General features: G+C 42.7%; 13 protein-coding genes. 7 read left to right on the forward strand and 6 right to left on the reverse strand.

Features of this window, described 5'->3' with window-relative positions; translation table 11 throughout:
- Window positions 1-112 precede the first annotated feature (112 nt).
- Window positions 113-559 carry a hypothetical protein gene (locus QNM16_RS21275; protein ID WP_284022296.1) on the reverse strand — a complete coding sequence of 149 codons (447 nt, stop codon included), beginning with the start codon at window positions 557-559 and terminating at the stop codon, window positions 113-115.
- Window positions 560-710: 151 nt separating this feature from the next.
- Here QNM16_RS21275 and tsaA point away from each other — a divergent pair, with 151 nt between their 5' ends.
- From tsaA to QNM16_RS21290, 3 genes are all read left to right on the forward strand, one after another.
- Window positions 711-1,442, forward strand: a complete 732-nt coding sequence (gene tsaA / locus QNM16_RS21280; RefSeq protein ID WP_417710421.1) for a tRNA (N6-threonylcarbamoyladenosine(37)-N6)-methyltransferase TrmO — start codon at window positions 711-713, stop codon at window positions 1,440-1,442.
- 94 nt (window positions 1,443-1,536) lie between these two features.
- Window positions 1,537-3,258: a proline--tRNA ligase gene (locus QNM16_RS21285; RefSeq protein WP_284022297.1), complete on the forward strand. Its 1,722-nt coding sequence runs from the start codon at window positions 1,537-1,539 to the stop codon at window positions 3,256-3,258.
- Between the two features lie 154 nt (window positions 3,259-3,412).
- Entirely contained in the window at window positions 3,413-4,213 is an 801-nt protein-coding gene (locus QNM16_RS21290; protein ID WP_284022298.1) for a UDP-2,3-diacylglucosamine diphosphatase, read from the forward strand.
- A gap of 3 nt (window positions 4,214-4,216) precedes the next feature.
- Here QNM16_RS21290 and QNM16_RS21295 read toward each other — a convergent pair whose 3' ends face one another.
- From QNM16_RS21295 to QNM16_RS21305, 3 genes are read right to left on the reverse strand one after another with little or no spacing between them, the layout of a single operon-like run.
- On the reverse strand, window positions 4,217-5,428 hold the full coding sequence (locus QNM16_RS21295; protein ID WP_284022299.1) for an ABC transporter permease: 1,212 nt from the start codon (window positions 5,426-5,428) through the stop codon (window positions 4,217-4,219).
- Window positions 5,421-6,209: an ABC transporter ATP-binding protein gene (locus QNM16_RS21300; protein ID WP_284022300.1), complete on the reverse strand. Its 789-nt coding sequence runs from the start codon at window positions 6,207-6,209 to the stop codon at window positions 5,421-5,423. The genes QNM16_RS21295 and QNM16_RS21300 overlap by 8 nt, the downstream gene beginning before the upstream one ends.
- Window positions 6,175-7,017, reverse strand: a complete 843-nt coding sequence (locus QNM16_RS21305; RefSeq protein ID WP_284022301.1) for a DUF3025 domain-containing protein — start codon at window positions 7,015-7,017, stop codon at window positions 6,175-6,177. The genes QNM16_RS21300 and QNM16_RS21305 overlap by 35 nt, the downstream gene beginning before the upstream one ends.
- 192 nt (window positions 7,018-7,209) lie before the next feature.
- Between QNM16_RS21305 and QNM16_RS21310 the strand changes: the two genes are divergently transcribed.
- Together QNM16_RS21310 and QNM16_RS21315 are read left to right on the forward strand one after the other, a co-directional pair.
- Window positions 7,210-8,838, forward strand: coding sequence for a M28 family metallopeptidase (locus tag QNM16_RS21310; protein ID WP_284022302.1), 1,629 nt, complete (start codon window positions 7,210-7,212; stop codon window positions 8,836-8,838).
- Window positions 8,839-8,910: 72 nt separating this feature from the next.
- On the forward strand, window positions 8,911-10,077 hold the full coding sequence (locus tag QNM16_RS21315) for a putative manganese transporter (protein ID WP_284022574.1): 1,167 nt from the start codon (window positions 8,911-8,913) through the stop codon (window positions 10,075-10,077).
- A gap of 88 nt (window positions 10,078-10,165) precedes the next feature.
- Here the strand turns inward: QNM16_RS21315 and QNM16_RS21320 are convergent, their stop codons facing one another.
- Window positions 10,166-10,810, reverse strand: coding sequence for a DUF2987 domain-containing protein (locus QNM16_RS21320; protein ID WP_284022303.1), 645 nt, complete (start codon window positions 10,808-10,810; stop codon window positions 10,166-10,168).
- Window positions 10,800-11,624 carry a glucosaminidase domain-containing protein gene (locus QNM16_RS21325; RefSeq protein ID WP_284022304.1) on the reverse strand — a complete coding sequence of 275 codons (825 nt, stop codon included), beginning with the start codon at window positions 11,622-11,624 and terminating at the stop codon, window positions 10,800-10,802. The genes QNM16_RS21320 and QNM16_RS21325 overlap by 11 nt, the downstream gene beginning before the upstream one ends.
- 257 nt (window positions 11,625-11,881) lie before the next feature.
- On the opposite strand from QNM16_RS21325, the gene QNM16_RS21330 reads away from it, so the two are divergent.
- Window positions 11,882-13,186 carry an anti-phage deoxyguanosine triphosphatase gene (locus QNM16_RS21330; RefSeq protein WP_284022305.1) on the forward strand — a complete coding sequence of 435 codons (1,305 nt, stop codon included), beginning with the start codon at window positions 11,882-11,884 and terminating at the stop codon, window positions 13,184-13,186.
- Between the two features lie 168 nt (window positions 13,187-13,354).
- Window positions 13,355-13,504: a hypothetical protein gene (locus QNM16_RS21335; protein ID WP_284022306.1), complete on the forward strand. Its 150-nt coding sequence runs from the start codon at window positions 13,355-13,357 to the stop codon at window positions 13,502-13,504.
- The last annotated feature ends 167 nt before the right edge of the window (window positions 13,505-13,671 follow it).

Raw genomic sequence — 13,671 nt, forward strand, 5'->3', positions numbered from 1 at the left:
ATGAAAGTAGCCTTTAATTACCGATAAGGCTACTTTCATTAAATAAGTAGTAAACCATAAAAGTATAACCTCGTAAAAATCATTACCAAAAATATTTCTAGAACAATATAAACTAAAGAACCTCTCTTGCAATTTCAAATAATATTGTACTTACCGCTCTTTTAAGGTCGCTACCACTTAATAAAGTTTCTGGAAGCAATTTCGCACAAATATCATCAGTGTATTTACTTAACAACGGATCTAGCTTACTCGGGCCAATTGTACCTGATTTAATTCCAGTAAAATTAACCATAAGAGCGTGTCTGTTTTTTTGCAATTCCAAGATCACTGCGCTGCGGATTGGACTGCTTTGACAAAGGTGCTTCTTACATGCGCGAATCGTTATTTCCATAAACGCAGAAATTTCGGCATTACTGTGAGTTGGATTATTTAAGCTTTTACGCTTACCCTGCGCACTAGATACATGGGTAATGCTATTTTTAAAACCAAGGGCTCTATCACCAATTAGTTCCATTTCATCACTCGTTAACATCTGCTCGCCAAATCTCGCAAAGTACATCACTTTATCCGTTTCGTTTTTTAGGATAATTATGCGGGTAATTTTTCCGGTGTACATTACACTTTATTACACGCTCTGTTATAAAATTTAAATTTGTTGCGCCATATACAAAACGATACAATACGACTTTTAATCCAAAGAGCCTGCTATCGTGCAATTTGAAGTTGAAGCCATTGGCCATATTGAATCTCCATATAAGCAAAAGTTTGCTATTCCTAGACAGCCTAGACTGGTACCAGAAGCCACTGCAAAGTTGATATTCAGCGATGCATTTAACCGCGAAGAATTTGTACGGGGTATTGAAGAGTTCACACATCTTTGGCTGCTATTTCGATTCCATGAGACTGCTGATAAAGGCTATTCAGCGCTAGTGCGCCCACCAAGACTTGGCGGTAATGAACGAAAAGGCGTATTTGCCACCAGAGCAACTTTTAGACCTAATGGCATTGGCATGAGCGCGGTAAAGTTAGAAGGTGTTGAATATAAGAATGGCCAACTTGCACTTTTGCTGTCAGGCATCGACTTACTCGACGGCACACCAATCGTCGATATAAAACCTTATCTGCCCTATTCGGATGCACTGCAAGATGCCTCAGCGGGATTTGCAGATACACGTCCAGAAACAGAAATGACCGTTTCTTTTAGTGAGCAAGCCAAAAGCTTTATTGAAAAGCAGCGTCAATATCCCGAGCTAATGAGCTTTATCAGCAACGTCTTAAAGCAAGATCCAAGACCTGCCTATAAAAAGAAAAAACAACAAACACAAAGCTATGGCATGAGTCTGTACGAATTCAATATTCGCTGGCAAGTTGAAGATGAGCATAACCATGTCATCGAAGTGAGCGCAGAGAAACCGCAAACAGCCAAAAAACCACAAGAATAAATATCTTTACAGCGAAAATAACTCTTTTTTAGCACCTTAGGCACTGTTAAACTACGTGCCTAATTAAAAACACATAACATTGAACGGAACAAGCATGCGTACCAGTCAATATATTTTAGCGACTCTTAAAGAGACGCCTTCTGATGCCGAGGTGGTCAGCCACCAGCTAATGCTACGTGCGGGTATGATCCGCAAACTCGCTTCAGGTTTATACACTTGGTTGCCGTCAGGTTTAAAAGTACTTCGTAACGTAGAAACTATTGTACGCGAGGAAATGGAAAAAGCTGGCGCGATCGAGATGTTGATGCCTGTCATTCAGCCTGCTGATCTGTGGGAAGAATCTGGCCGCTGGGAACAGTTTGGTCCTGAACTACTAAGAATTACCGATCGCCACAATCGTCCATTTGCACTTGGCCCAACGCACGAAGAAGTGATCACTGACTTTGTACGTAAAGAAATAAGCAGCTACAAGCAATTGCCTTTAACCCTTTATCAAGTACAAACTAAAGTACGTGATGAAGTTCGCCCGCGTTTTGGCGTAATGCGTGCACGTGAATTCACAATGAAGGATGCTTACTCTTTCCACCTAGATGACGCTTGCCTTGAAAAAACTTATCAAGTTATGCACCAAGCATACTGCAATATTTTTGAACGCCTAGGTCTAGATTACCGTCCAGTTATTGCTGACACAGGCTCAATTGGTGGTAGCGTATCACATGAATTCCACGTACTTGCTGAGTCTGGTGAAGATGCGATTGCATTTAGCACTGAAAGTGATTACGCGGCAAACATCGAAAAAGCTGAAGCACTGGCGCCTTCAACTGAGCGCGCAGAGCCAAGCAAAGAACTAAATACTTTCGATACACCAAACGCAAAAACTATCGCAGAGCTTGCTGAGCAACATGGTGTTAAAGCGCACAAAGGCGTTAAAACACTGATTGTATACGGCGCTGAAAACGAAGACGGTGAGCGTGGTCTGGTTGCATTAATCGTTCGTGGCGATCACGAATTAAACGAGCTTAAAGCTGAAAAGCTACCGCTTGTTGACTCTCCGCTTGAAATGGCAAAAGAAGAAGACATTGTTGCTGCAATTGGTGCAAAACCTGGCTCACTTGGCCCTGTTGGCCTTGATATGCCAGTTATTGTTGACCACAGTGCTGCTGTTATGTCTGACTTTGTTGCCGGAGCAAACAAAGACGGTGTGCACTACAGTGGGATTAACTGGGGTCGCGATGTAGCTGAATTCACAACTGCTGACATTCGTAACGTGGTTGAAGGCGATCCAAGCCCGTGTGGTCAAGGTACTTTGCAAATCAAACGCGGCATTGAAGTTGGTCATATCTTCCAGCTTGGTAGCAAGTATTCAGAAGCAATGAATGCAGGCGTACTAGGTGAAAGCGGTAAAAACCAAGTAATGACCATGGGTTGTTACGGTATTGGTGTGTCACGTATCGTGGCTGCGGCGATTGAACAGAATCATGATAAGTTTGGTATTAAATGGCCACAAGCACTTGCACCATTCGACATCGCAATCGTTCCGATGAATATGCATAAGTCTCACCGTATTCCTGATATCGCAGAAAAGTTCTATGCGGACTTAAAAGCAGCAGGTCTTGAAGTATTGTTTGACGATCGTAAAGAGCGCCCAGGCGTTATGTTCAACGATATGGAACTAGTTGGTGTGCCATTCACATTAGTTATTGGGGAGCGTAACCTTGATAACAATCAGGTTGAGCTGAAAAACCGCCGTACTGGTGAAAAAGTCATGTTAGACATTGATTCAGCAGTTGCTGAAATCACTAAGCTCATGGCTTAACTCTCCCCCTCTTTTAAAAACGCGCCTAAATGGCGCGTTTTTTGTTTCTACCTGCTACCTTTGCAGAAAATGTCATCTTAGCGTCTCAATACTGATAAAAGTTTGTCATCTCGTGCCTTTACCGTAGACATTATTACGCTTGAGAGTAAACAAGATGGAGCAAACTTACTACCCCAGCATATGGATTTCAGATGTGCACCTTGGCTATAAAGATTGTAAGGCTGAATTCTTATTAGACTTCTTAAATTGCACGCGCTGCGATACCCTGTATTTAGTAGGTGATATCGTGGATCTTTGGTCTTTAAAAAGGCAGTTTTACTGGCACCCAAGCCACTATCAAGTTTTAGAATGTATTCAGAAAAAAGCAGAGTCCGGTACACGTGTTATTTACATCCCGGGTAACCACGACGAGACGTTTCGCAATTATGTAGATATGACACTGTTTAATGTTGAAGTGCACCACACATACGTGCATACCACCTCTGCAGGCAAGCGTTTCTTATTGCTACACGGCGATGACTTTGATTCGGCCACCCGCTACAACAAATTAATCAGTATTATTGGCGATCAAGCCTATGACTTTTTGCTGTTTCTAAATCGTTGGACCAATCGTGTGCGTAAGCTCTATGGCGGACACTATTGGTCGCTGGCTTCTTGGCTTAAAAACCGAGTTCATAAAGCTCGCGCAGCGATTGCCGCATTTGAGCAAGCCGCTGTGCACGAAGCAAAAAAGCAAGGCATGGATGGCATTATCTGTGGCCACATTCACCAGCCCAGAATTAATGTAACTGATGGTATCGTATATTGTAATGATGGCGACTGGATTGAAAACTGCACGGCACTTGTTGAAAACGAGCAAGGCCGCATTGAGCTACTGCACTGGTCTGATATACAAAAAGTATTGAACGTCGTTGAGTTAGACACGCAAAATTTAGACGGCATTAAAGCCGCCTAATTGCTATCTAAATAACACGGACTCTTTACTAAACCAACGTATACAAAACATCAGCAATGCCCCAGCAAGCAGTGCTGATGCAACAAAAATCATCATCACGGCACTGTAGTCAACAGTGCCTTTAATGATCTCTTTAATCGCTAAAGATACATTGGTAATGGGGATCCAAGCCGTGGTGGTATTAAGCGACATATTTGGCATCACCGACACGACAATGGGCACAAACACCAGCATGCTCAGCGGCCCCATATAGTTTTGTGCCTCTTTAAACGAACGTGCATAGATGGAAATTGCCAACACCAAGGATGAGAGCATCACAGCCACAGGCAGTAACAACGCAAAAATCAGCATAAAGTCCGTAATGCTCACACTAGAAAAAGCGTCTTTGATGGTGTCTAACACCCCTATACCGCCAGCAATACTTATCCAAATAGCCATGCTAGAGACTGTCACTAAGGCACAGGCAATGGAGCTAGTCAATATTGTTAAAAACTTGCCCAGTACCAGTTGCGTGCGCGTCACAGGCGTCAACAGCAAGGTTTCAAGAGTACCTCGCTCTTTTTCCCCTGCGCCCAAATCAATCGCAGGGTAACTTGCCCCCATTAAAACAAGCGGGATCAACATATAAGGAATTAATGCACCTAGCTTTTCACCGTAGTTTTCACGTTTATCTGCGGTATCGACTTTGGTAATGGTGATCGGTTTTAGAATTGCACTATGATGCGCTTTAGTCGCCCCTAAAGCTTCTAACGTTGCAGAACGAATGCCTGCAGCATATTTATTAATGAGCTTTTCCAGTCGCTTATATACAAAGTTAATCGATTGGGCATCATTAAATACCACATGCCAAACAGCTTGCTCTGGTGTGACATTCAATTGCTTATCTTGCTGTTTTGGGATCTCAATACCAACATCTATTTTCCCCGCCTTTACAGCGGCTTTTAATGCATCGATGCTGTCAAACTGCTCATCCCCTTCATACGGCTTAAAGCTTTTATGATAAAACAGCATTTGTGCAAACTCTGATGAGTGTTCTGCATTGGCAAGGTAGTAAGTATGCACCTTTTGCTCCGCTTCAAAGGTCGTCTTTGACGCTAAAAACCCAAGCAAAGCAAATAAAATAGGAAAAATAACAATGGGCAGAGCAATGACAAAAAACAGGGTCTTTCTGTCACGCAGTAGTTCTTTGACTTCCTTTAAAAACACTTCAAACATCTGCACATCCGTGATTAACAATATTCAAAAACGCATCGTTTAGCTCAGTACTCTGCCCTGCTGTTTTAAACGCCTCAATGCTACCAGAAAAACGACTTTGCCCCTTATCTATCAAGCACACGCTGTCACATAATAAAGCGATTTCATCAAGGTGATGCGTAGAAAACACCACTGGGGTTTGCGCAGATTTGAGCTCACGAATAAACTGAATAATGGTTTGCTTGGTCATAATATCTAAGCCTGTAGTTGGCTCATCCAGCACAACCACATCTGGTTGATGTACCACTGCTCGGGCAATATTGGTTTTTTGCTTCATGCCTGTTGATAAATGCTCAGCGCGTTTATCTAAAAAGTCGTCCATTGCTAATTGACTAAACAATTCATCACAGCGCACTTTAAGGGCTTTGCCTTTTAAACCATGCAATTTAGCAAAATACTCGACATTCTCTTTTGCCGTTAAACGACCATATAAACCCGTTGTACCAGATAAAAAGCCAATGGCTTTTCGACCTTTCAAGGGGTATTTCACAATGTTATGTCCAGATATTTCAATGCTGCCGGCATCAGGTTTGAGCGCGGTTGATAACATGCGTAACGTGGTGGTTTTCCCAGCGCCATTGGGGCCAAGTAGCCCCAATACTTCACCTCTATCACAGCGAAAAGACACGTCTTCCACAGAATGAAAGAAACCATCACGCTGCCTTGCGTCGCTACGACTGGTGGTATTTTCTAACTCTTTGGCGAGCTTAAAGCGTTTTTTCAGTCCGTTTACTACTATCACTTATCTTCCTTCTCTTAGGCCTAAAGTAGCTTTCATCCGCGTAAAATGCTTCATCTTGCGTGTCATAGTGCCAACCAGGTATGCCCAGTAAAGGGATTGGTGACATCTGTTTATTGTCATCCAGCACCTTATCCATTGTGATCAACTCAACCAAGCGGCTATCCAAGTGCGCGTATTGCTCAAGTAGAGGGAGTGCAGTAAAAGACTCGTCGACTTGAATACATAGCAACTTGCCCGTTAGGCCGATGAACGGGTTAGTCAGCATTTCGTAATTGGCATGGCCAAAAATAAAAGGTTGGGCTTCTTTATGCCACTTATCTTGTTGCACAAAAAACGCGTCATGCCATAAATGCGAACGCAAGTCTTCTTGCCATTGCATATGAGGCACCGCGAGTACTAATCCGCATTCATCAAACAAGGTTAATGCATTACGTTTTCGACTGCGCTCTTTTAAGCCGTGCAGTGCTATTTCTTCGATATGGAGTTTATTAAGGAGACTTTTAGTTTTTGGGAATAAACACCAAATCATCGCACCAAAAAAATCATGCCAGTTATTCTCTCGTGTCGGCACCTGACCGGTCTGCGCAATGATCTCTTCGTAGTAGCGAGTTTCTTCTTCCAGCTTACTATTTTCAGTAAAAACAATATGCTTACCCTGCGCATTTTGCTGGTTGGTTTGCCCATTTAACCACTCAAAGCTTGGCCAAGTATCAAAGGCTTGTAAATTAAATATCGCCTGTAAATGCGCAAAAGGGGCTTGCGCAAACAATTGATTTTGCCAATTTTCAGGGGGAGTAAACTTTTTCATGCTAACTATGCGTGCTCATTTCGCAAATTGTACTATTGCGCGCATTTTACCAAATACACGCGAGGGCGCAAAAAGATAAATAACATCTGCGTACTTTTCCATCTACCTAGCGCTATACATCGGCTAAAGTCGAATTTACTTTGCAATTATGATATTAATTAGCCGGAAGTAATCTCATAAAAAAGAAAGGTCATGAAACTAAAATTAACACTGAGTGCTCTGTCGCTTGCCATTTTAGCAGGCTGTGCAACGACAAAAAGCAACACACCTGAAGATATTGTTACGGCATATAATAGTATTAATGCCGAGCAACTAGGTGAACACATCAAAACACTCGCCTCTGACGAATTTGAAGGCCGTGCGCCATCAAGCAAAGGTGAAGAACTAACGCTTGCTTATTTGACTAAACATTTCAAAGCATTGGGTTATGAGCCGGGCAACGGCAATAGCTTTTTGCAAGAAGTACCACTGGTATCAATCGAAGCCGACCCAAACATGACGCTAAAAATCGGTGAGCGCAGCTACCCGTACAAAAAAGGCATGGTCATGGGCACAAGCCGCATCAGCCCAGCACAGTCTTTAAACGACTCAGAATTAGTATTCGTTGGATACGGTGTCAATGCACCAGAATATGGCTGGAACGACTATGAAGGTCTAGATGTAAAAGGCAAAACGGTTGTTATGCTGGTAAACGATCCTGGCTACGCAACAAAAGACCCTAAAGTGTTTAACGGTAATACCATGACTTACTATGGACGTTGGACATACAAATATGAAGAAGCAAGCCGTCAAGGTGCAGCTGGTGCCATCATCATTCATGAAACAGCACCTGCATCATACCCATGGGAAGTAGTTGAGAACTCTTGGAGCGGTGAGCAGTTTGGCTTCCAAAAAGAGAATAACAACATGGATCGCGTTGCGGTTGAAGGTTGGATAAGCGTTGATGTTGCAAAAGAGCTCTTTGCAGATGCTGGCTTGAATTTTGAAGATGCCAAAAAGAAAGCTGCTGAAGGTGCATATCACGTAGACATGGGCGACTTAACTGCGTCTGTCGATGTGAAAAGTACTATCAAAAAGTCAGTATCATATAACTTTATCGCCACGCTACCGGGCGCTAAAAAGTCAGATGAGCACATCATTTACTCTGCGCACTGGGATCACCTAGGTGTCGATCCTAACCGTAAAGGCGATAAAATTTATAACGGTGCACACGATAACGCGACAGGCACAGGCGGCATCATTGAAGTAGCAGAAGCATTTGCTAAATTACCGCAGCGCCCTGATCGTTCGATCACCTTCTTAGCGGTCACCGCTGAAGAGCAAGGTTTATTAGGCTCTAAATTCTACGCTGAAACACCCGTGATCCCAGCAAACCAGACTGTTGCGAATATCAACCTAGATGCCCTTAACTTACTTGGTAAAGTAAAAGACATCAGCGTTGTTGGCCTTGGTAAATCATCTCTAGATGGCGTACTTAAAGAAGTGGCTGATGAGCAAAACCGTTCAATCTCAAATGAGTCAAACCCGTCTGCGGGTATTTACTACCGATCAGATCACTTCGCTTTTGCTAACATGGGCATCCCAGCTATGTATGCAGGTGGTGGTCATGAACCATTCGACGATGCCACAGCAAAATACCGTAAGCGTATGAGCCTTGTGCTACGTGGTTGTTACCATCAGCCATGCGATCGCTACAGAAAAGAGTGGGATCTCAGTGGCGCAGTCCAAGATCTTCAGCTATTTTTCAAAGCTGGTTACTTAATTTCTCAAGAAGAAGCGTGGCCAACTTGGAGTGCAACATCTGAATTCCAAAGAAAATAAATGGAAATGATATTGATTTTCATTTAATTTAACACTAAAGTGCAACTGTTATTAGGTTACCGGTTGCACTATATGCTCTCATATTCTCGTTCTTATCCGTTCAAGGCGGCTTCTCAATTTGCCTATCTGGCAGCAAATAAGCGGTTGATACTCCCGCTATTATTGATAGCAACTTTACTTTATGCACCTATCCGTGACATTGCGTTAGGAACACTTGCAGACGCTTTTTTCCAAGTCAGTGTGTTTGTTGCAGGTACCTTAGCAATTTACTACTACTTCGTAGAAAAACTCCCCCAATTGGAGCTGAGTTATTTAAATAAAAAATCTCCTGCGCTTGAAGTTACCATGGCAGCCGTACTTGGTGCATTACCCGGTTGTGGCGGAGCCATCATCGTTGTAACCCAGTTTACCAAAGGGCAAGCCAGCTTTGCCTCCGTCGTTGCCGTTTTGACCGCAACCATGGGCGATGCAGCATTCTTACTTTTAGCAAAAAAGCCGCTTGAGGGCATGGCAATCATTTTGCTTGGCATCGCAGTTGGTACCATCAGTGGCTTAGCTGTAAACCTATTTCACAAAGCAGATTATTGCAGACCAAAGGCCAATGACAAACAAGTAGAAGACTGCGACCCACCCACTTTTGCAGTGCGCATGAGCGAGCCTGTTTGGAAAATTGTTTTGTTTCCTTGTATCGCAATTTCGCTTGTTATGGCATTTAATATGGACTTAGGGCAATTTGAGCAACCTATCGAGTTACTCGGTGCCGGCATGGCCATTTTTGCGGTGGTTATTTGGGCTTTGTCTTCTAAGGGAAAAACTTATAAGCAAATTACGGCAGAAGAAGAAGAAGTTAAGCCCCCTTCTCGTTTGGCTAAAATCCTTCAAGACACGCACTTTGTGACTGCTTGGGTAGTTGCAAGCTTTATGATTTACGAGCTCTCGGTCGCTTTATTTGGCTTAGACTTAGCGGCTTGGTTTACTGAGTATGCGATTTACGCACCGCTTATTGCAATCATGATTGGATTACTGCCAGGCTGTGGTCCGCAAATTGTGGTGACCAGCTTGTATATTCAGGGCGTATTACCATTTAGTGCATTAGCAGCAAACGCTGTCGCAAATGACGGCGATGCGTTATTCCCAGCAATTGCCCTTGCGCCTAAAGCAGCACTGTTAGCAACGGCCTATTCAGCAATACCCGCTTTGTTTGTCGGGTACGGTATTTACTACTGGAACCTACTCTAACCTATTTCAATTCGCATATTCACAACCAGAACAAAAAAGCGACCTCATGGTCGCTTTTTCATATTTGTTATTTACCGAACTTGTTACGTTACTTTTCTATCCAAGGTTTAACACTGACCAAGTTAGCAAGTACGTTAAATCGAGTATTATCATTTTCCCAGCTGTCATTGATATGAAAACGGCAGCGGTTCAACTCACAGATGACGTCCTCACCACTTAAAGCGACGTTGTTTGCAAACTCCACCGTAACGCCTTTTTGATCAGGCAGCATGAAAGATAATAACTTACCCACAAATACACCTGACAAATCGCTCAATAGTGTCTCGAACTCAGTGTGTAGTTGATATAATTTGTGTTTGGTAAGGTGTTGATTAGAGAAGTATGCAGATTCAATTTGGATCTTAATTTCACAATAAGTCGCCGTTTCAGGTTTTACAACTACCACCGCTTTGTCTTTATCAAGCTTTTCGTCAATTGGTAACATTAACTGTGCATTTTCAGTGTAGTGCAGCGGCATTGAAGCTTGCTCAGTAACTATGTTTCCCTCTGCAATGGTGCATGGCTTTTTACTTTCACCTTCAACCAAGTAAAAGTTCACTCGAGCAAACTCGAAATCACCTTTTTTGACCACCTTGAGGCGGTCATAAAAGCCTTCATAAGAGGCCACAAACTCTTCTGCGAAACAACCAAAGCTACTAGATAACAGCAGCAGTGGTAGGATCCTATTCTTCATCAAAATAAGCCTTGTTATGTCTGATCATATCATTGAGTTCTTCAATGTAATCTTGTCCACGTTCAGAGTATGACATTAAACCCGGCGTCAGAGCCGTTGCAGTGATCTCTTTTTTATCTGCTCTAAGCTGCGCACGAACTGCGCGAAGCTCACGATAAGCATCATGTGTATTTATATTTCTAAAATACGATGTAACCGACGCCCTGACAGACTTAAATGCCGCCACTTCATGTGCGGCCTCATCAGCACGGCGCTTCGGGATCATGCCGCACCCAGCCCGGTAACACCATTGACCGAAAAAGTTTAAACCGATTCGTGCAAATCGAGAGGTACCCCAAGCAGACTCATTGGCCGCCTGCATTAATGCTAACTCTTTAGGGATAATATCAACTCTATCAAGGGCCAATTTTAAACTCTCAACAGTGATCTCTTCTTGATCTAGCTTATAAAGTTGAAAAATAGTCTCTACACGTTCAACCTGTACATCACTTAGCGACTCATCAAACTGCAGCATCATTAATGCAATTTCAATACTGGCTCTTTGTTGCAAAATGACCTTATTCTCGGCCTCTACATGAGGTTTAATGAAGTCGAAAAAGGTCTTTTTCTTAGTCGCAATGTCTTTAATAGACGCAAAGTCAGGTAGCTGCACATCATGTAATGGCTGCTCAGGTAATTCGACTTCAGGGATCTCAACGATAACTTCTGGTACTTCTACTGGCTCTGGCTTTTCAGGTGGTTCGGTTATAAACGGATAAATAATTGCGTACAAAGAAACTGCAATTAATAAAATCTTGATAAAATTAGAACGCATGATTCTCCTCTCACTAGTACCTACCAAACGAGCTATCTGAACTTCCTTTGTCAGAGAAAGACTCGTTGTACTTAGTTCATCTCATAAAACGGCGACCGATTATAGCAACAATCGCAGTTAAACGCGAATTTACGCCAATCCGTCGCTAAAATAAGCTTTTTTCCAGCCACACCAAGTAATTACATTTTTAACTTTGCATCGCTATACTTAGCTTACAAAGATGGAATAAGACAATAACCAGCCACGTAGAGTATTTTATGACCCAGTCCGTATGGCAACAAAGATCGCTAGATCAAGTAAAAAATCGTCCCAATGATAATCGCTCAGCGTGGCAAGTAGACCGCTCTCGGATCATCCATGCAGCAGCCTTTAGGCGTCTGCAATCAAAGACCCAGATTATGAGCATTGGCGTAAACGACTTTTACAGGACACGGCTAACACATTCATTGGAGGTATCACAGATAGGCACGGGGCTATTGCGCCACCTCAAGCTGCAAAACCCTGAATTTGAGCACTTCCCCTCAGCAAGCCTGATTGAAACCATCTGCCTTGCCCACGATATCGGTCATCCGCCTTTTGGCCATGGTGGGGAAATCGCGCTCAATTATTTAATGCGCGACTACGGCGGCTTTGAAGGTAATGCGCAAACACTGCGGATCGTCACTAAGTTAGAGCCCTATTCAAATGGCTATGGTATGAACTTGACCAGACGTACGCTGCTCGGTTTTATAAAATATCCAGCGCACATCTCTTCATTGCAGCTTAAACCACACAGTATTAACCCGCATCAGCGCTTTATATACACGCAAAAATGGTTCCCAGCTAAGGGCATTTACGATTGCGATAAAGACGTGTTTGATTGGATATTGTCGCCTTTGTCCAACAAAGACAAAGACCTTTTCACAACACACAACCCCATTGATGAATTTAAATCTAAGACTATCTACAAATCCCTTGATGCGGCCATCATGGAGTATGCAGACGATATTGCTTATGCAGTTCATGATTTAGAAGATGCGATTGCCACTGGCACACTCAGTGAGCGCGACTGGTATAACTATGCGATGCCTGAATTTAAACAAATTAACTCGCCTTGGCTTGAGCAGAATCTATCAAGTCTAACGCATCGTCTCTTCTCAGATGATGAACCGCTTCGAAAAGATGCCATTGGTGAGCTCGTCAACATTTTCATTGTTCACTGCGCTTTGGTACAGCACGATGCAGAGTTTGACGACCCCTTGCTCAAAAATACAGTTAAGCTCGGCGATGAATTTGAAGCCATCCTCAAGGTACTCAAACAATTTGTTTACCAAAGGCTCATTCGTGAACCGACTATGCAGCAAATTGAGTTTAGTGGTCAGAATATGTTAATTGATTTGTTCGATGCATTTTCCAGCGACCCAGTGCGTTTACTGCCTTATACAGCCCAATCTCAGTACGAGCATGCTGAAAGTGACACGGCAAAAATGCGAGTGCTTGCAGATTATTTATCTGGCATGACTGATGAATACGCAAGACGCTGTCATGCTCGTTTATTTGGCAATAGCATGGCGAGGTTATAGGGTGCGTACGGTGATATTGTCGTGCTTACAAATAGAGATAATAAATAAGTATTTTTAGCGTTCAGCGCTAAACACAGCCAAATTGTATTGTCACTAATTTATAGCTTGTTCTTCACACAACGGTGTTAGCCTAATTTTGATGTTCATAAAATCAAAAAAGGAATAACAATGAAATTAAAACTACAAAAAGGTAATTTAAAGAACTTATCGAATGGTAATGTAACTTTAAACAAGCAAGCAACTAAGCAGATCAATGGCGGAATTAGATGGTACGCGACATGGGAGTGTACAACTGGTTGGCACCGTTGTGAGCCATAAATCATCTTATAAACATGGGGTCAGCTGACCCCATGCTTTTTATATCCTTTCAAAGCCTATTTCCCACTTGCTTTTAAACGAATAACATCAATCCAAATTTTCATAAAAAGTCATTTTAGTAAATACAAAATGCGAGTGCTGAACAATCAGAAATATAAAAGCATGGC

It is taken from the genome of Pseudoalteromonas umbrosa, assembly GCF_030125375.1.
Lineage (GTDB): Bacteria > Pseudomonadota > Gammaproteobacteria > Enterobacterales > Alteromonadaceae > Pseudoalteromonas > Pseudoalteromonas umbrosa.